The organism is Methyloversatilis sp. (genome assembly GCF_030698125.1).
In the GTDB taxonomy this organism is placed as follows: domain Bacteria; phylum Pseudomonadota; class Gammaproteobacteria; order Burkholderiales; family Rhodocyclaceae; genus Methyloversatilis.
This window is the reverse complement of the sequence record NZ_JAUYNV010000019.1, coordinates 168,383-183,829: the sequence shown is the minus strand read 5'-3', so window position 1 is coordinate 183,829 and position 15,447 is coordinate 168,383. Positions and strand designations below refer to the sequence as shown.

Genomic DNA, 15,447 nt, shown 5'->3' with positions numbered 1-15,447 from the left:
TGGTCGAGCGCTTCTTCAACCGCATCAAGCAATTCAGACGCATCGCCACGCGATACGACAAACTCGCTCAGTCCTTCCTGTCCTTCGTTCATCTCGCTTGCGCATTCGTCTGGTTGGCATAATTGAGAACAGACCCTAGCGTCTGTTTTCGCTAACGCCTGCCTGCGTGCAGTTCCGCCGTCAGGCTGGCGCCGAACAGCACGATGCTCCAGAACAGATAGAGCCACAGCAGGAAAACCGGCAAGGTCGCCAGCGCGCCGTACACCAGTTCGTAGCCCGGCACGTGATCGATATAGACGCTGAGTGCCTTCTGCATCAACGACAGCAGCGCCGTGGCAACCAGCGCACCGGTCACGGCGTAGCGCAGCGATACCCGGCCGCGGGGCAGCGTGCAGTACAGCAAGAGCAGAAAACCGGCGGTGACCAGCGCGGCCGCCGCGCGCAGCGCCGCGAGCTTGAGCCAGGTCGGCTCGTCGATCAGTCCGAGCGACGCGGTGACCAGATACAGGCTCAGCGCAGCACCGGTGCCAAGGGCAAGCGGTGCCAGAAGCGGCAGACCGAGATAGACCAGCACCGTCTGGCGCAGCCTGCGTCGCGGCGCCTGTGACCACATTGCATTGATCGCATGGTCCGCGGTGCGCACCCACACCCAGGCACTGACCAGCAGCACCAGCAGATCGGCCGCTGAAAGCCGGCGCGCCTTTGCGACGAAGCGCATGGCGTGGCGGACCACCGAGGCGCCCGTTTCATCCGGCAGCAGCGTACCGGTCAGGTAGGCGCGCAGCGGCTTGGCGACGCGCAGCGCATCGGGCAACAGATCGGCGACTTGCTGCGCCAGCACCAGCAGCGGCACCAGCGCGAACAGCAGCGCGAGCGCCAGTGCAGCGGCGGATTGGGCCGCATGGGCGTCCCGATGCCGACGGGCTGCGGCCGCCAGTGTCCGGAAGATGCGGATAAACGAAACCGGGAATCGGGAGGACATGTCGTACGCAAGGAGGAACGGGAAATTCGGTGAGCGGGGCCGGGGCCTGTACACTCAGCCACCTCATTGTGCTGGATCACCTGCGTTGAAAGATATCCGGTGAAGGAAATTCTGGTTCTGTACTACAGCCGCAACGGCTCGGTGTTCAATCTGGCGCGCCAGATCGGGCGCGGCATCGACTCGGTCGACGGTGCAGCGGCACGCCTGCGCACCGTACCCGCCGTATCGACGGTGTGCGAAGCGGTCGCCTCGACAGTGCCGGACAGCGGCGCACCGTATGCCGAAGCGTGCGATCTGGAAGAATGCGTCGGCGTGGCGCTGGGCAGTCCGACCCGCTTCGGCAACATGGCGGCGCCGCTCAAGTATTTTCTCGATGGCAGCAGTCCGCAATGGCTGTCGGGCGCACTGTCCGGCAAGCCGGCCGCGGTATTCACCTCGACCACCTCGCAGCACGGCGGTCAGGAAAGTACGCTGCTGACGATGATGCTGCCGCTGCTTCATCACGGCATGTTCATTGTCGGCCTGCCCTACTCCGAACCTGACCTCGCCACGACGCCCGACGGCGGCACACCCTACGGCGCCAGCCATGTGGCGGGAGCCGATGGCGACAACCGGCTGACCGAACCGGAAGCACGCCTGGCCTTCGCACTCGGCCGCAGGCTCGCGCTCACCGCACTCAAACTGGCCGCCTGACATGACCGCACGTCACTGGAACCTCATGGCCAGCATCAGCCTGGTTGCCCTCATCCTGCTCGGCCTTGCGTGGGAGTTGTGGTTGGCTCCGCTGCGTCCGGGCGGGTCCGGGCTGGTGCTGAAGATCGTGCCGCTGCTGGCCGCGCTGTTCGGCATCCTGCGCGGCAAGCGCTACACGCATCAATGGATGTCACTGCTCAGCCTGGTCTACCTGACGGAGGGCATCGTACGCGCGACGTCGGACAACGGGCTGTCGGCACAGCTGGCGGCGGTCGCAACCCTGCTGACGACGACGCTGTTCCTGGGCTGCATGTTCTATTCGAAGCTGACGGCGCCAAGCCGGATGACTGCGGCGGAATGACAAAGTCCGGCGCGCTCGGCGCCGGACTTTGGTTCAGATCGGGCTTTCGCCCTGGGGATTCAGCTTCTGACCGCCGCGCAGCTTGTTCAGCGCGTTGATGTAGGCCTTGGCCGAAGCCACGATGATGTCGGTGTCCGCACCCTGACCATTCACGATGCGCCCGCCCTTTGCCAGACGGACGGTCACCTCGCCCTGCGCGTCGGTACCGGTGGTGATCGCGTTGACCGAATAGAGCAACAGTTCGGCTTTGCTCGCCGCCACCATTTCGATCGCCCGGAACGCCGCATCGACCGGGCCACTGCCCTTCGACTCGACGGTCGCTTCGCGACCTGCATCGATGAGCGTCACTGCTGCATGCGGCGTTTCACCGGTTTCCGAGCGCACGCTCATGGCGACCAGCTTGTACAGCTCCTCTTCCGGCGTGACCGACTCGTCGCTCATCAGCGCCTGCAGGTCCTCATCGAAGATTTCGTGCTTCTTGTCGGCAAGCTCCTTGAAGGCGGCGAACGCGACATTCAACTGTTCTTCCGACTCGACCACGATGCCCAGATCGTTCAGGCGCGCGCGGAATGCGTTTCGCCCCGAATGCTTGCCGAGCACCAGCTTGTTGGTGTTCCAGCCCACATCCTCGGCGCGCATGATTTCGTAGGTTTCGCGGTGCTTGAGCACGCCGTCCTGATGAATGCCCGACTCGTGCGCGAAGGCATTGGCACCGACCACCGCCTTGTTCGGCTGCACCGGATAGCCGGTGATCGTCGACACCAGGCGCGACGCCGGCACGATCTGCGTGGCATCGATGCGCGTTTCCAGACCGAACACATCACGCCGGGTACGCACGGCCATGACGATTTCCTCGAGTGACGCGTTGCCTGCCCGCTCGCCCAGTCCGTTGATCGTGCACTCGACCTGACGCGCGCCGGCCATCACCGCAGCCAGCGAATTGGCGACCGCCATTCCGAGATCGTTATGGCAGTGCGTCGACCAGATGACCGTGTCGGCCCCCGGCACGCGTTCGATGAGCTGCTTCATGCGCTCGGCCCACTGCGCCGGCACCGAGTAGCCGACCGTGTCGGGCACGTTGATCGTCCGGGCACCCGCCTTGATCACATCGGTGAAGACACGGACGAGGAAATCGATGTCGCTGCGCACGGCATCTTCGGCCGAAAACTCCACGTCATCCGTGTATTCGAGCGCCCAGCCGACCGACTTGATCGCCTGCGCCACGACCTGATCAGGCGTCATGCGCAGCTTCTTCTCCATGTGGATCGGGCTGGTCGCGATGAAGGTGTGGATGCGCCCGCTGGCGGCCGGCTTGATCGCCTCACCGGCCCGGCGGATATCACTCTCGCTGGCACGGGCAAGCGAGCACACGGTGGATTCGCGGATGGTTTCCGCCACTGCGCGCACCGACTCGAAGTCGCCGTTCGAAGCAGCGGCGAAGCCGGCTTCGATGACGTCGACACGCATGCGTTCGAGCTGACGGGCAATGCGCAACTTCTCGTCGCGCGTCATCGATGCGCCGGGACTTTGTTCGCCGTCGCGCAAGGTGGTATCAAAAATGATCAATCGTTCAGACATGACTTTCTCCGGTATCAGACTGGAATGTTCGGCGTACGGGATCGCACCGCGGTGGCGTTGGCACACGGCGGGCAGACTTCAGCAAATTGTGGGGAGGAATTAGTGTGCGCGCGAGCGCAGCAGCGGCCGCGCCAGCAGCAGGCGGCGCAGCGAGAGGGAGGACGACGGAAGGCGGATCGCGTTCATGTACCCGAATATAAATGCAATTCCGCGGCCCGGCAATGTCCGCTGTTCGGTTCAGGCCGGCGGCGGGGTCGATTTCCGGGTGAAGAACTTCGCCAGCAGCATGACGTAACCGGACAGCGCATAGGCGACAAACAGGCCGAACAGCACGATCGGCGGGTTCAACGACACGGTAACGAAGGCAAGCACGAACCCGAAAATGACGATGAACGGCACGCTGCGGCGCAGATTGATGTCCTTGCCGCTCCAGAATTTCACATTGCTGACCATGGTCAGGCCGGCGAACAGGGTGATGGCGAACGCCGCCCAGCGCATGTCGGGGCCGGTGTAACCATTGTCGGTCGTGACCCACACGAGGCCGGCCACCAGCGCGGCCGCGGCCGGGCTGGGCAAGCCCTGGAAATATCGCTTGTCGACCGTGCCGAGATTGGTGTTGAAGCGCGCCAGTCGCAATGCCGCGCCGGCGCAGTAGATGAAGGCGGCAATCCAGCCCCATTTCCCGAGGCCGCGCATTGCCCACTCGTAGGCGATCAGCGCAGGCGCGGCGCCAAAGGACACCATGTCCGACAGCGAGTCGTATTCGGCGCCGAAGGCCGACTGGGTGCGCGTGAGGCGTGCCACACGTCCGTCCAGGCCGTCCAGCACCATGGCCACGAAAATCGCGACCGCGGAATATTCGTAACGCCCGTTCATGGCCTGCACGATGGCGTAGAAGCCTGCGAACAGCGAAGCCGTCGTGAAAAGATTGGGCAGGATGTAGATGCCGCGCCGGCGTTTAAGCGGGTCGGCCGGCTTCACATATTGCGGGTCGTACTCTGACATGCATTCACTCCGGCAAATCCTGCGCCACAGCAGCGCAAGGCAGAACACTGCATTCAGGGCAATCCCGCGAACGCCAGTGCGATCAGGTCCATCATCATGAACGATCCACGTCGCAAGGGGTGACGCGAATCAGCCGACCCCTGAAATGCAAAAGCCCGATCGGCCCGCGCACGCGCGCAGACGGATCGGGCTGCACCGGCACCGGATCAGTTCTTCGACTGGTCGACCAGCTTGTTTTTCGAAATCCACGGCATCATCGCACGCAGCTCGGCACCGACCTTCTCGATTTCGTGTTCAGCAGTCAGGCGGCGACGGGCCGTCATTTCCGGGTAGTTGGTGCGCCCTTCGAGGATGAAGCGCTTGGCGTAGTTGCCATTCTGGATGTTGTCCAGGCACTCCTTCATCGCGGCACGGGCTTCGGCACCGATGATGCGCGGGCCGGTCACGTACTCACCATACTCGGCATTGTTCGAGATCGAGTAGTTCATGTTGGCGATGCCGCCCTCGAAGATCAGGTCGACGATCAGCTTCACTTCGTGCAGGCATTCGAAGTAGGCCATTTCCGGCGCGTAGCCCGCGTCGGTCAGCGTTTCGTAGCCGGCCTTGATCAGTTCGACCAGACCACCGCACAGGACGGTCTGTTCGCCGAACAGATCGGTTTCCGTCTCTTCGCGGAACGAGGTTTCGATCACGCCGCCCTTGGTACCGCCGTTGGCGGCCGAATACGACAGCGCGAGATCACGCGCCTTGCCCGACTTGTCCTGATACACGGCGATCAGCGACGGCACACCGCCTCCGCGCAGGTATTCGGAACGCACGGTGTGTCCCGGGCCTTTCGGTGCAATCATCACGACGTCGAGGTCGGCACGCGGCACGACCTGGTTGTAGTGGATGTTGAAGCCGTGTGCGAATGCCAGCGTCGCGCCCTTCTTGATGTTCGGCTCGATATCGCCGTAGTACACCTGCGGGATGTTCTCGTCCGGCAGCAGGATCATGACCAGATCCGCGCCCTTCACCGCCTCTGCCACTTCCTTTACCTTCAGGCCGGCACCTTCGGCCTTTTTCCACGATGCACCGCCCTTGCGCAGGCCGACCGTGACCTTGACGCCCGAATCGGACAGGTTCTGTGCGTGGGCATGGCCTTGCGAACCATAACCGACGATGGTGACTTTCTTGCCTTTGATGAGGGACAGGTCAGCGTCCTTGTCGTAGAAGACTTTCATGGGTTTTCCCTTGTACGTGTGGGTTTGAGCGGTGGTGTGGTACGTGAAGGTGATACGGATTCGGTTGCAGCCTACAGACGCAGGATGCGATCGCCGCGGCCGATGCCGCAGACGCCGGTGCGCACGGTTTCCAGGATCAGCGACGCATCGATGGCGCCGACGAAGGAATCGAGTTTGGACGTGTTGCCGGTCAGCTCGATGACATAGGTCGAGTCGGTCACGTCGATGATGCGGCCGCGGAAGATGTCGGCGACCCGCTTGAGTTCTTCACGATCCTTGCCGGTCGCACGCACCTTGATCAGCATGAGCTCGCGCTCGACGTGTGCGGCCTCGGACAGGTCGACCACCTTGACCACTTCGATCAGCTTGTTCAGCTGCTTGGTGATCTGTTCGATGATGTCATCCGAACCGGTGGAAATGATGGTCATGCGCGACAGCGACACGTCTTCGGTCGGTGCCACGGTCAGCGATTCGATGTTGTAGCCGCGAGCGGAAAACAGCCCGGACACGCGAGACAGCGCGCCTGCCTCGTTTTCGATCAATACGGAAATGACGTGCCTCATTGCGAGCGCCTTGGTAGGGATTGCAGAGACCGCTGCCGCGGAAACGGGCTGCCGGAGGCCGGTGCCCGGTGTCTGCCGGGCGGGTAATCCCGGCAGACGGACTGGGCAGCGTTGCCGCCCGGTTCCGCGTACAGCAGCGTTCGAATTACGGTTACAGGTCTTCCGAAGACAGGATCATGTCGGTCAGACCCTTGCCGCCCATCACCATCGGATAGACGTTTTCGGTCTGGTCGACCTGGAAGTCGAGGAACACCAGATCATTCTTGCGCTTGAACGCCTCGCGCAGAGCGCCTTCGACATCGCCCGGCTTTTCGATGCGCATGCCGACGTGGCCATAAGCTTCGGCGAGCTTCGGGAAATCCGGCAGCGAATCCATGTACGACTCGGAATAGCGGTTGCCGTGGATGATTTCCTGCCACTGGCGCACCATGCCCAGATAGCGATTGTTCAGGCTGCATATCTTCAGCGGAATGCGGTACTGCTTGCAGGTGGACAGTTCCTGGATGTTCATCTGCACAGAACCTTCACCGGTCACGACCGCGACCGGCGATCCGGGGTGGGCGAGCTGCACGCCGATACCGTACGGGATGCCCACGCCCATCGTGCCGAGGCCGCCGGAATTGAGCCAGCGACGCGGCTTGTCGAACTTGTAGTACTGGGCCGCCCACATCTGATGCTGGCCGACGTCGGACGTCACGAACGCGTCGCCCTTGGTCACTTCCCACAGCTTTTCGATGACGAACTGCGGCTTGATGATTTCGTCGCTCTGCTTGTATTTCAGGCAGTCGCGACGGCGCCATTCTTCGATCTGCTTCCACCACTCGCCGAGCGCTTCCTGATCGGGGCGGTCGGCCGAAGCGTCGAGCAGGCGAAGGATGTCGTCCAGTACATCCGGCAGGTTGCCCACGATGGGCACATCCACCTTCACACGCTTGGAGATCGACGACGGATCGATGTCGATGTGGATGATCTTGCGGGCGATGCGGGCGAAATCGGCCGGATTGCCGATCACGCGGTCATCGAAGCGGGCGCCGACCGCGATCAGCACGTCGCAGTACTGCATCGCCATGTTCGCTTCGTAGTTGCCGTGCATGCCGAGCATGCCGACGAACTGCCTGTCGGTCGCCGGATAGCCGCCAAGGCCCATCAACGTGTTGGTGCACGGCGCGCCGAGCGTGCGCACGAGCTTCGTCAGCTGCTCCGAACAGTCAGACAGGATGACGCCCCCACCGGCATAGATCATCGGGCGCTTGGCATCGAGCAGCAGCTGTACGGCCTTCTTGATCTGGCCCTGATGACCCTTGATGATCGGGTTGTACGAACGCATCGTGACCGACTTCGGGTACTCGTACTCCGCCTTGGCGATCGTGATGTCCTTCGGGATATCGACCAGCACCGGGCCCGGGCGGCCGGTCTTGGCGATGTAGAAGGCCTTCTTGATCGTGCTGGCGATGTCCTTCGCGTCCTTGACCAGGAAATTGTGCTTCACGCAGGGGCGCGTGATGCCGACCGTGTCGCACTCCTGGAAGGCGTCCTGACCGATGGCGGCCGTGGGCACCTGACCGGAAATGATCACCATCGGGATGGAATCCATATACGCCGTGGCAATGCCGGTGATGGCATTGGTCACACCGGGACCGGACGTGACGAGCGCAACGCCTACACGATCAGTCGAGCGCGAGTAGGCATCGGCCGCGTGCAGCGCGGCCTGTTCGTGCCGGACCAGTACATGGCGTACTGCGTCCTGCTTGAAAAGCTCGTCGTACAGGTACAGGACGGCACCGCCCGGATACCCGAACACATATTCGACCTTTTCTTCCGCAAGGCACCTGACTACAATTTCCGCTCCGGTCAATAGCATTGAACCACCTGTATAAAATTTCCGGAAAAGCGCCAGAGGGTAGCCTGCACCTGTTGCGTGGTCAAGGCATTTGTCCGCCATCGGCGCGACAATGCGAGCTCATCTTCGCGCCCCGTCCGCCGGGAACCAGGCCTCCATCCGATCGATCCAGAACCCGCTGACCGTTCGGCGCAGATCACCCCGAGAAGGAATCAATCTGGCTTCCAGAGAAGAACTGTCGAGCTTTCTCGCCGCCGTGGAACGGCGTGCCTTCAAACAGGCTGTCTTCGCGTTGCGCAATGACGAATCCGCGCTCGATGCCGTGCAGGACGCCATGCTCAAACTGGCGGAAAAGTACAGTGACCGGCCAGCCGGCGAGTTTCCGATGTTGTTCCAGCGCATCCTGCAGAACGTCATCCGCGACGCATTCCGGCGGCGCAAGGTACGCTCGACCTGGACGACACTGCTGTCGGCCTTTTCGGGCACGGATGACGATGATGATTACGATCTGCTCGACACCATGGTGGTCGACGACCCGTCATCGCTCGGCCGCAGCCCGGAGCAGAACGTCGGGCAGGCGGAAGTGATGGCGCTGATCGAGCGGGAGATTTCCCGGCTTCCGGGCCGTCAACGAGAGGCGTTTCTGATGCGTTACTGGGAAGAAATGGACATTTCCGAAACTGCGGCGGTCATGGGCTGCTCCGAGGGCAGTGTGAAGACGCACTGCTCGCGCGCCACGCATTCTCTGGCCGCCGCCCTGAAACTGCGCGGCGTCAAGTTATGAACAATCCCCTCATAAGGCCCGAGCCGACTGCGCTCGAACAGGCGGCCATCGGCCAGCGAGCGCATGCCGCACTGGAAGCTGCCAGCGCCGCTCTGCCGCCGGACATCGTATTCCGTCTGGGCCAGTCGCGCGACAAGGCGCTTGCGCTGCACGCGTCGAGACGGCGGGCGCCCATTGCACTGTTCCAGCTGGCTGGCTTTCCAGGTGTCGGCCAGCACTGGCTGCGCGACGTCATATCTCCGGCGCTCGGCATCATCATGCTGGCAGTGGTCGCCACCGTTGCCGGACAATATTCCGCGAACGCGGATCACAGCGAAGTCATCGAAATCGACAGCGCGCTGCTGACTGACGACCTGCCGATCGATGCCTACCTCGATCGCGGCTTCGCCGCCTGGGTCGCGCACCAGGGAGGCGTCTGATGCGCGCCCTGCTGTGCGTGGTTTCAGTGTTGCTGGCGATCACCGCAGCAGTCCCTGCACGGGCCAGCGACCCGCCCGACTGGCAGCAATTGAGCGCGGCACAGCGCGATGTGCTCGCCCCGCTGGGGGGTGACTGGAACTACCTTGACGAGGATAGGCGCCGGAAATGGCTCGAACTGGCGCAGCGATTCCCATCGATGACCCCCGATGAACAGGCCCGTATGCGCGCGCGCATGAGCTACTGGTCCAGCCTTACGCCGGAAGAGCGGGTCGAGGCACGGGAGCGCTACAAGCGCCTGCAGGCCATGCCGCCCGATCAGCGCGAAGCACTTGCGCGCAAGTGGGAAGCCTACGAAAGCCTGTCGCGCGAAGAACGCAAGCGCTTCAATGACAGTCAACGCCCGGCAGAAAAAGCACCGGGCGCTGCCGCCGCGACTCCGGTACGCAAGTAGACTGCGCAGTTTTCCGAGGTCTGCTGGAAGGCGATCCGCACTTCAGCAGCCCCCCCGGGTCGCCGTTCCACGCTCCCGAACTTCCAGATGTCAGATCTCATCCGTTTTCCGGCTGCCGGCCTGCGCCGTCGCCTCGCTTCGCTGCTGTACGAATCCCTGTTGCTGCTGGGCGTGCTGGCCGCCGGCTTCATGCTGCCTTATCTGGCGATAGGCCTGTTTTTCGAGGTGGCGCCGCAGGGCTGGTTTGCGTGGCTGCACGCGTTCTCGCTGCTCGGCCTGTACTTCGTGCATTACTGGCGCAGTGGCGGCCAGACACTGGCCATGCAGACCTGGGGTATCCGGGTGGTCGATGCGGCGCAGGACAAACCGCCGCACTGGCGCCGCGCCGTGCTGCGTTATCTGCTGAGCTGGCCGTCGGTGCTGTTCTGCGGCGCCGGGCTGATCTGGGCGCTGTTCGATCGCGAACGCCAGTTTCTGCATGACCGGCTGGCCGGCACGCGGGTGATCCGCGTCAAGTAAATCGCGTGTAAGGGCTGAAGCCGCAAGTCATCGCCGGTCTTCCCACCACAGCATGGCCGCCGCGGCGAACATGAAAAGCAGGCCCGGCGTCAGCGCTGCCGCATAGGGCGGCCATGAATTGATGGCGCCCAGGTTGGAAAACAGACCGTTCAGCATGTGGAAGAACACACCGATCATCACGCCGGTGAATACCTTGATGCTGACCGCGGCATTGCGGTTGTGCATGTAGGCGAATGGCAGCGCGAGTGCCAGCATGACGATACAGGCCAGCGGATAGGTGAATTTCTTCCACAGCGCGATTTCGTAGCGACCGGTTTCCTGCCGGTTGTCGACCAGGTGCTGGATGTAGTGCCAGAGCTTCCAGGCCGACATGCGTTCGGGCACGACCAGCATGACGCTCATTACGTCGGGGCTCAACCCCGATTCCCACACCAGGCTGTCCGATCGGCTCACCCGCGCCCCCTTGTCGGTGAATTCGGTGCGGGTGACGTCGGTCAGCGTCCAGCCCTCGGGCGGCAGATAGGCCGCCCCGGCGGCTTCCAGCACCGACAGCAGCACACGGCTATCGTTGAACTCGAAAATGCGGAGCTGCTGCAGCTTGCCGTCCGGCGTCACGCTGCCCACGTTCACGAAGTCGTTCTCGTCCTTGATCCAGAAGCCGCTGCGGAACTCGCTGGTCAGCAACTGCGAACGGGCGGCGAGCTTCAGTTCCTGCGCCGCCTTTTCGGCGGGCGGCGCGACGAACTCGCCAGTGACGAAGGTCAACACGACAAAGGGCAGACCGATGCGTGCCAGCAGACGCAGCAGTTGCGGCGTCGAAACGCCCGATGCCCGCAGCACGGTGATTTCGGAGTGGCGCGACAGCGTGGTCAGCGAATACAGCCCGCCGATCAGCACGGCGATCGGCAGCGTTTCATACACGCGGCCGGGCATCGTCAGCACGGTGTACATCACCGCATGCTCAAGCCCGTAATTGCCGCGCCCGAGGTTATCCAGTTCGTTGATCAGGTCGAAAAAGCCGAACAGGCCGAGAAACGACGCCAGCACCAGCAGGGTGGCCAGCACGACCTCGCGCCGCAAGTAGCGTTCGTGTATCAGCATGATCAGCGATTCAGCCAGGCCCGCGGCACGTGCGAATACGTGCGCCACGCAAACATGAGGGCGAGCAGCAGGAACATGCCGCCATGCAACGACCACAGTGCGCCGGACAGCGACAGCTTGCCCTGCGCGACCCAGGCCTGCGTGACGCTAAGCAGGTTCGAATACATCAGGTAGATCAGCAGCGCGGTCAGCAGATTGGTGGCGCGTCCGGCGCGCGGATTGACGAAGGAAAGCGGGATCGCCAGCAACGCCAGATTGAGCGCAGCGATCGGCAGGCCGATGCGGAACGCCAGTTCGCCGTTGTTCGGCGGTGTCGGATCGGCCAACAGTTCCTCGACCGTACGCAGATAGGGCCGTGACTCCACGCCTTGCGCCTCGCGCGTTTCGATGCGCACTGCGTAGCGCTCGAATTCCATTACGCGGTACTCCGGGCTGCCCGGTACGCCCTCGTAGCGACGCCCTTCGAGCATCACGACAAAGCGATCTCCGTTCTCAACCGTCTGCGTGTAGCCGTCGCCCGCCACCATCACACCCAGTTTGTCCTTGTCGGTCGTGCTGACGAAGATGTTCTTCACGGCACCGTCCTTGCCCTCGCCGCTTTCGACGAAGAACACGCGATCTGCCTGGGACGACTCGCGGAAACTGCCGGGCGACATCTGGGCCACGTCATCGCGATTGCTCATGCGGGTGCGGAATTCGGCACTCTTGTTGAGCGCCCAGGGCGCGAGATAGAGCGACAGCACCGCCACCAGCACGGTCAGCGGCACGGCGAACACCAGCACCGGGCGTATCCAGGCAGTCAGCGACACGCCGGTCGAAAACCACACGACCATTTCCGAATCGCGCCAACTGCGCGACATCGACAGCAGGATGGCGATGAACAGCGTGAGCGACAGGATGACCGACAGGTAGCGCAGCGCGCCGAAGCCAAGCAGCGCCATCACGGCTTCGGATGCCACCTTTCCGCCGGCTGCCTGTCCGAGCAGGCGCACGAGTTGCGTGGACAGCACGATGGCAAACAGGGCCACGAAGACCGTCAAGGCTGTGCTGGCGAATTCGCGCAGGGCGGCGCGCTGGAAGATCAAGCCTGGGGCTCCGTGCGGAACGGCTCTGCGCCGGGGCGCGTCGCAGCGTTCTTTTTTGACTCGTGTGCGGCTTCACACCGATAATCGGGCGATTGAAGCGGCGCGAATTGACTTGAGGAGAAGCGGGTGGAATTTAGCATAAAGAGCGGCAGCCCCGAGAAACTGCGCACCGGTGCGCTGATCGTCGGCGTCTACGAATCCCGCAAGCTCACTGTCGCCGCGGCTGCGCTCGACGCGGCAAGCAAGGGCCGCATCGGCGAAATCACCGACAGCGGCGACATGGATGGAAAGACGGGTAGCACGCTGCTGCTGCACAAGCTGCCCGGCGTTGCCGCCGAGCGCGTACTGCTGGTCGGTCTGGGCAAGGAGAAGGAATTCGGCGCCCGCGAGTACCGCGACGCAGTGGCTTCGGCCGTGCGTGCGCTGCGCGACACGGGTGCTTCCGACGCGGTGTGCACGCTGGCCGACGAAGCACCGCGCAAGTCCGGCGGCGCGTGTGCGCTGCGCCTGGCGGCAAGCACCGTGCTTGACGTGCTGTACCGCTACGACACGCACGCCCGCCACAAGAAGGATGAATCGCGTGCGCTGGCAAAGATGGCCTTCACGCTGCCTAAGAAGTGCAGCGCCAGTGCGGCGGAAGAAGCGCTGGTGCAGGGTGCGGCCATCGGCCACGGCCTCGCCTTCACGAAAACCCTGGGCAACCTTCCGCCCAACGTCTGCACGCCGACCTATCTGGCCGAGCAGGCGCTGGAACTGGGCCGCAAGAGCGGCATCGCGGTGACCGTGCTGGAACGCGCCGACATGCAGAAACTGGGCATGGGTTCGTTGCTGTCGGTGTCAGCCGGTACCCGCCAGCCGCCGAAATTCATCGCCATGGAGTATCGCGCCGGCAAGAAGGCCGATGCGCCGGTGGTGCTGGTCGGCAAGGGCGTCACCTTCGACTCCGGCGGCATTTCGCTGAAGCCCGGCGAAGGCATGGACGAAATGAAATACGACATGTGTGGCGCCGCCAGCGTGCTCGGCACGCTGCAGGCCATCGCGGCGATGAAGCTGCCGATCAATGTGGTCGGTCTGATCCCGACGGTCGAAAACATGCCGGGCGGCGCGGCAACGCGGCCGGGCGACGTGGTCAAGTCGATGTCCGGCCAGACCATCGAAATCCTGAACACCGACGCCGAAGGCCGGCTCATCCTGTGCGATGCGCTGACCTACGCCGAACGCTTCGAGCCGGCCTGCGTGGTTGACATCGCGACGCTGACCGGCGCCTGCATCATCGCGCTCGGCCACGTGACCAGCGGCCTGATGGCGAACGACGACGCGCTGGCCGACGAATTGCTGGCCGCCGGCCAGAGTGCGCTCGACCGCGCCTGGCGGTTGCCGATCTGGGAGGACTACCAGGAGCAGCTGAAGAGCAACTTCGCCGACATGGGCAATATCGGCGGTCGCCCGGCCGGCTCCATCACCGCCGCCTGCTTCCTGTCCCGATTCACGAAGAAGTACAAGTGGGCGCATCTGGACATCGCCGGTACCGCCTGGAAGAGCGGCAAGGACAAGGGCGCGACCGGCCGGCCGGTGCCGCTTTTGGTGAATTTCCTGCTCGAACGCGCCGGCAAGCTCTGAGCCCATGCCCCGGGTCGACTTCCACCACGACGCGCCCGACAAGCTGCGCCACGCCTGCGAACTGGTCGCAGGCTGGCACGCTGCCGGGCGCCGGGTGTGGATCCATTGCGCCGATGACCTGCTCGCGGCGCGCGTCGATCAGATGTTGTGGACCTTCGAGCACCTCGCCTTCGTGCCGCATGTGCGCGACGGCCACCCGCTGGCCGACGCCAGTCCCGTGCGCATCGGTCGCGATCCCGCGCTGGCGCCGGCCGACGCGGTGCTGCTGAACCTGTCGGCCCAGGTGCCGGAAGGCTTCGAGCAGCGCGAGCACATCGTCGAAATCGTCGGCCGCGACGCCGAAGACCGCGAAGCCGCCCGTGCGCGCTTCGTGTTCTACCGGCAGCAAGGCTGTGACCTGCACACCCGACACGCCACGGCGGAGACCGCATGAGTGACGACCTGCTTGGCCGGGCGGACAGCCTGATGCGGCGCAGCCGCAGCTTCGTCGCCGGCCATGTCGCGCCGGCCCCGGTCGACGACGGCATTCCGCTGCTGACCGAAGCCATCGATCTCGACGCGCTGATCGCCGTCCCGGAACCGGAAGACCGTACGGCGGAAATCACCGCACAGGTCACGGCAGAGGTCACGGAGCGCGTGACTGCCGACGTGACCGCTGCAGTGACGGAGAGGGTGACCGCCGAGGTGACGGCACGGGTCTCTGCCGAGGTCACGGCTGCGGTGACGGCAGACGTGACGCGGCAGGTCACGCAGCAGGTGACGACGGAAGTCACCGAGCAGGTCACGCGCGACGTCACCGAGCGCGTCACACAGGAGGTCGCTGCGCAGACACGGCTGGATCTGCTGGACGAAGCCCGCCATACGGTCCGGGCGGAAGTCAGCGCTGAACTCCGGGACGCGCTGCAGCAGAACACCTCACATGCCCTGACGCAGCAGTTCGGCGATCTGGCGCCGCTGATCCAGAGTCTCATCGATGACTGGAGCCGCACCACCTTGCCGGCGCTGGTCGGGCTTGAACTGCGCGCCGCGCTCGAAGCCGCGATGGGTGCCGCAGTCGACAACGCCACGGCGCGCATCCGCGAGCAGGCGGTGCTCGACCTGCGCGACACCATCGCCGGCGAAATCGAGGCGCGCAGCGTGGCAGTGGTCACCGCCGCGCTGTCCCGCGACCCGTCGGAAGCACCGGACCAGCCTCTATAATCGACGGTTTGCTTTTACGCGA

The 15,447-nt window shown here is 63.9% G+C and carries 18 protein-coding genes; 10 read left to right on the top strand and 8 right to left on the bottom strand.

Going from position 1 to position 15,447, the window contains the following annotated elements:
* A partial coding sequence (locus Q8Q80_RS08860; RefSeq protein ID WP_305632571.1) for a transposase occupies positions 1-122 on the top strand: 122 nt, incomplete at its 5' end.
* A gap of 29 nt (positions 123-151) precedes the next feature.
* Here Q8Q80_RS08860 and Q8Q80_RS08855 read toward each other — a convergent pair.
* Positions 152-982, bottom strand: a complete 831-nt coding sequence (locus tag Q8Q80_RS08855; protein ID WP_305632564.1) for a YihY/virulence factor BrkB family protein — start codon at positions 980-982, stop codon at positions 152-154.
* A gap of 99 nt (positions 983-1,081) precedes the next feature.
* On the opposite strand from Q8Q80_RS08855, the gene wrbA reads away from it, so the two are divergent.
* Both wrbA and Q8Q80_RS08845 read left to right on the top strand, forming a co-directional pair.
* Positions 1,082-1,675, top strand: coding sequence for an NAD(P)H:quinone oxidoreductase (gene wrbA / locus Q8Q80_RS08850; protein WP_305632563.1), 594 nt, complete (start codon positions 1,082-1,084; stop codon positions 1,673-1,675).
* A gap of 1 nt (position 1,676) precedes the next feature.
* A complete protein-coding gene (locus tag Q8Q80_RS08845) occupies positions 1,677-2,036 on the top strand; it encodes a DUF2069 domain-containing protein (protein WP_305632562.1) in 360 nt (119 codons plus the stop codon).
* Between the two features lie 33 nt (positions 2,037-2,069).
* Here Q8Q80_RS08845 and Q8Q80_RS08840 read toward each other — a convergent pair whose 3' ends face one another.
* The 5 genes from Q8Q80_RS08840 to Q8Q80_RS08820 form a co-directional block, all read right to left on the bottom strand.
* Positions 2,070-3,614 carry a 2-isopropylmalate synthase gene (locus tag Q8Q80_RS08840; RefSeq protein WP_305632561.1) on the bottom strand — a complete coding sequence of 515 codons (1,545 nt, stop codon included), beginning with the start codon at positions 3,612-3,614 and terminating at the stop codon, positions 2,070-2,072.
* A gap of 237 nt (positions 3,615-3,851) precedes the next feature.
* Positions 3,852-4,619, bottom strand: a complete 768-nt coding sequence (gene pssA / locus Q8Q80_RS08835; RefSeq protein WP_305611568.1) for a CDP-diacylglycerol--serine O-phosphatidyltransferase — start codon at positions 4,617-4,619, stop codon at positions 3,852-3,854.
* A 206-nt stretch (positions 4,620-4,825) separates the two neighbouring features.
* Positions 4,826-5,842 carry a ketol-acid reductoisomerase gene (gene ilvC, locus Q8Q80_RS08830; RefSeq protein ID WP_305632560.1) on the bottom strand — a complete coding sequence of 339 codons (1,017 nt, stop codon included), beginning with the start codon at positions 5,840-5,842 and terminating at the stop codon, positions 4,826-4,828.
* Positions 5,843-5,913: 71 nt separating this feature from the next.
* A complete protein-coding gene (ilvN, locus tag Q8Q80_RS08825; protein WP_257080453.1) occupies positions 5,914-6,405 on the bottom strand; it encodes an acetolactate synthase small subunit in 492 nt (163 codons plus the stop codon).
* A 151-nt stretch (positions 6,406-6,556) separates the two neighbouring features.
* Positions 6,557-8,266, bottom strand: coding sequence for an acetolactate synthase 3 catalytic subunit (locus Q8Q80_RS08820; protein ID WP_305632559.1), 1,710 nt, complete (start codon positions 8,264-8,266; stop codon positions 6,557-6,559).
* Between the two features lie 196 nt (positions 8,267-8,462).
* Here Q8Q80_RS08820 and Q8Q80_RS08815 point away from each other — a divergent pair, with 196 nt between their 5' ends.
* The 4 genes from Q8Q80_RS08815 (at position 8,463) to Q8Q80_RS08800 (ending at position 10,419) form a co-directional block, all read left to right on the top strand.
* A complete protein-coding gene (locus Q8Q80_RS08815; RefSeq protein WP_305632570.1) occupies positions 8,463-9,029 on the top strand; it encodes an RNA polymerase sigma factor in 567 nt (188 codons plus the stop codon).
* The gene (locus tag Q8Q80_RS08810) at positions 9,026-9,448 is read left to right on the top strand and encodes a DUF3619 family protein (RefSeq protein WP_305632558.1); all 423 of its coding nucleotides are present in this window, start codon (positions 9,026-9,028) and stop codon (positions 9,446-9,448) included. The genes Q8Q80_RS08815 and Q8Q80_RS08810 overlap by 4 nt, the downstream gene beginning before the upstream one ends.
* On the top strand, positions 9,448-9,900 hold the full coding sequence (locus tag Q8Q80_RS08805) for a DUF3106 domain-containing protein (RefSeq protein ID WP_305632557.1): 453 nt from the start codon (positions 9,448-9,450) through the stop codon (positions 9,898-9,900). The genes Q8Q80_RS08810 and Q8Q80_RS08805 overlap by 1 nt, the downstream gene beginning before the upstream one ends.
* Before the next feature lie 87 nt (positions 9,901-9,987).
* Positions 9,988-10,419, top strand: coding sequence for an RDD family protein (locus Q8Q80_RS08800; protein WP_305632555.1), 432 nt, complete (start codon positions 9,988-9,990; stop codon positions 10,417-10,419).
* A gap of 27 nt (positions 10,420-10,446) precedes the next feature.
* Here the strand turns inward: Q8Q80_RS08800 and lptG are convergent, their stop codons facing one another.
* Both lptG and lptF read right to left on the bottom strand, forming a co-directional pair.
* Positions 10,447-11,520 (bottom strand): LPS export ABC transporter permease LptG, encoded by a 1,074-nt coding sequence (gene lptG / locus Q8Q80_RS08795; protein WP_305632554.1) that lies wholly within the window; start codon positions 11,518-11,520, stop codon positions 10,447-10,449.
* A 2-nt stretch (positions 11,521-11,522) separates the two neighbouring features.
* A complete protein-coding gene (gene lptF, locus Q8Q80_RS08790; RefSeq protein WP_305632553.1) occupies positions 11,523-12,605 on the bottom strand; it encodes an LPS export ABC transporter permease LptF in 1,083 nt (360 codons plus the stop codon).
* A gap of 126 nt (positions 12,606-12,731) precedes the next feature.
* Between lptF and Q8Q80_RS08785 the strand changes: the two genes are divergently transcribed.
* From Q8Q80_RS08785 to Q8Q80_RS08775, 3 genes are read left to right on the top strand one after another with little or no spacing between them, the layout of a single operon-like run.
* Entirely contained in the window at positions 12,732-14,225 is a 1,494-nt protein-coding gene (locus Q8Q80_RS08785) for a leucyl aminopeptidase (protein ID WP_305632552.1), read from the top strand.
* Positions 14,226-14,229: 4 nt separating this feature from the next.
* Entirely contained in the window at positions 14,230-14,658 is a 429-nt protein-coding gene (locus Q8Q80_RS08780; RefSeq protein WP_305632551.1) for a DNA polymerase III subunit chi, read from the top strand.
* Positions 14,655-15,425 carry a hypothetical protein gene (locus Q8Q80_RS08775; RefSeq protein WP_305632550.1) on the top strand — a complete coding sequence of 257 codons (771 nt, stop codon included), beginning with the start codon at positions 14,655-14,657 and terminating at the stop codon, positions 15,423-15,425. The genes Q8Q80_RS08780 and Q8Q80_RS08775 overlap by 4 nt, the downstream gene beginning before the upstream one ends.
* The last annotated feature ends 22 nt before the right edge of the window (positions 15,426-15,447 follow it).

Coding starts and splice junctions, on each gene's coding strand:
- Q8Q80_RS08855 (WP_305632564.1), bottom strand. CDS start 982: ATGTCCTCCCGATTCCCGGTTTCGTTTATCCGCATCTTCCGGACACTG.
- Q8Q80_RS08845 (WP_305632562.1), top strand. CDS start 1,677: ATGACCGCACGTCACTGGAACCTCATGGCCAGCATCAGCCTGGTTGCC.
- Q8Q80_RS08840 (WP_305632561.1), bottom strand. CDS start 3,614: ATGTCTGAACGATTGATCATTTTTGATACCACCTTGCGCGACGGCGAA.
- pssA (WP_305611568.1), bottom strand. CDS start 4,619: ATGTCAGAGTACGACCCGCAATATGTGAAGCCGGCCGACCCGCTTAAA.
- ilvC (WP_305632560.1), bottom strand. CDS start 5,842: ATGAAAGTCTTCTACGACAAGGACGCTGACCTGTCCCTCATCAAAGGC.
- ilvN (WP_257080453.1), bottom strand. CDS start 6,405: ATGAGGCACGTCATTTCCGTATTGATCGAAAACGAGGCAGGCGCGCTG.
- Q8Q80_RS08820 (WP_305632559.1), bottom strand. CDS start 8,266: ATGCTATTGACCGGAGCGGAAATTGTAGTCAGGTGCCTTGCGGAAGAA.
- Q8Q80_RS08810 (WP_305632558.1), top strand. CDS start 9,026: ATGAACAATCCCCTCATAAGGCCCGAGCCGACTGCGCTCGAACAGGCG.
- Q8Q80_RS08805 (WP_305632557.1), top strand. CDS start 9,448: ATGCGCGCCCTGCTGTGCGTGGTTTCAGTGTTGCTGGCGATCACCGCA.
- Q8Q80_RS08800 (WP_305632555.1), top strand. CDS start 9,988: ATGTCAGATCTCATCCGTTTTCCGGCTGCCGGCCTGCGCCGTCGCCTC.
- lptG (WP_305632554.1), bottom strand. CDS start 11,520: ATGCTGATACACGAACGCTACTTGCGGCGCGAGGTCGTGCTGGCCACC.
- Q8Q80_RS08780 (WP_305632551.1), top strand. CDS start 14,230: ATGCCCCGGGTCGACTTCCACCACGACGCGCCCGACAAGCTGCGCCAC.
- Q8Q80_RS08775 (WP_305632550.1), top strand. CDS start 14,655: ATGAGTGACGACCTGCTTGGCCGGGCGGACAGCCTGATGCGGCGCAGC.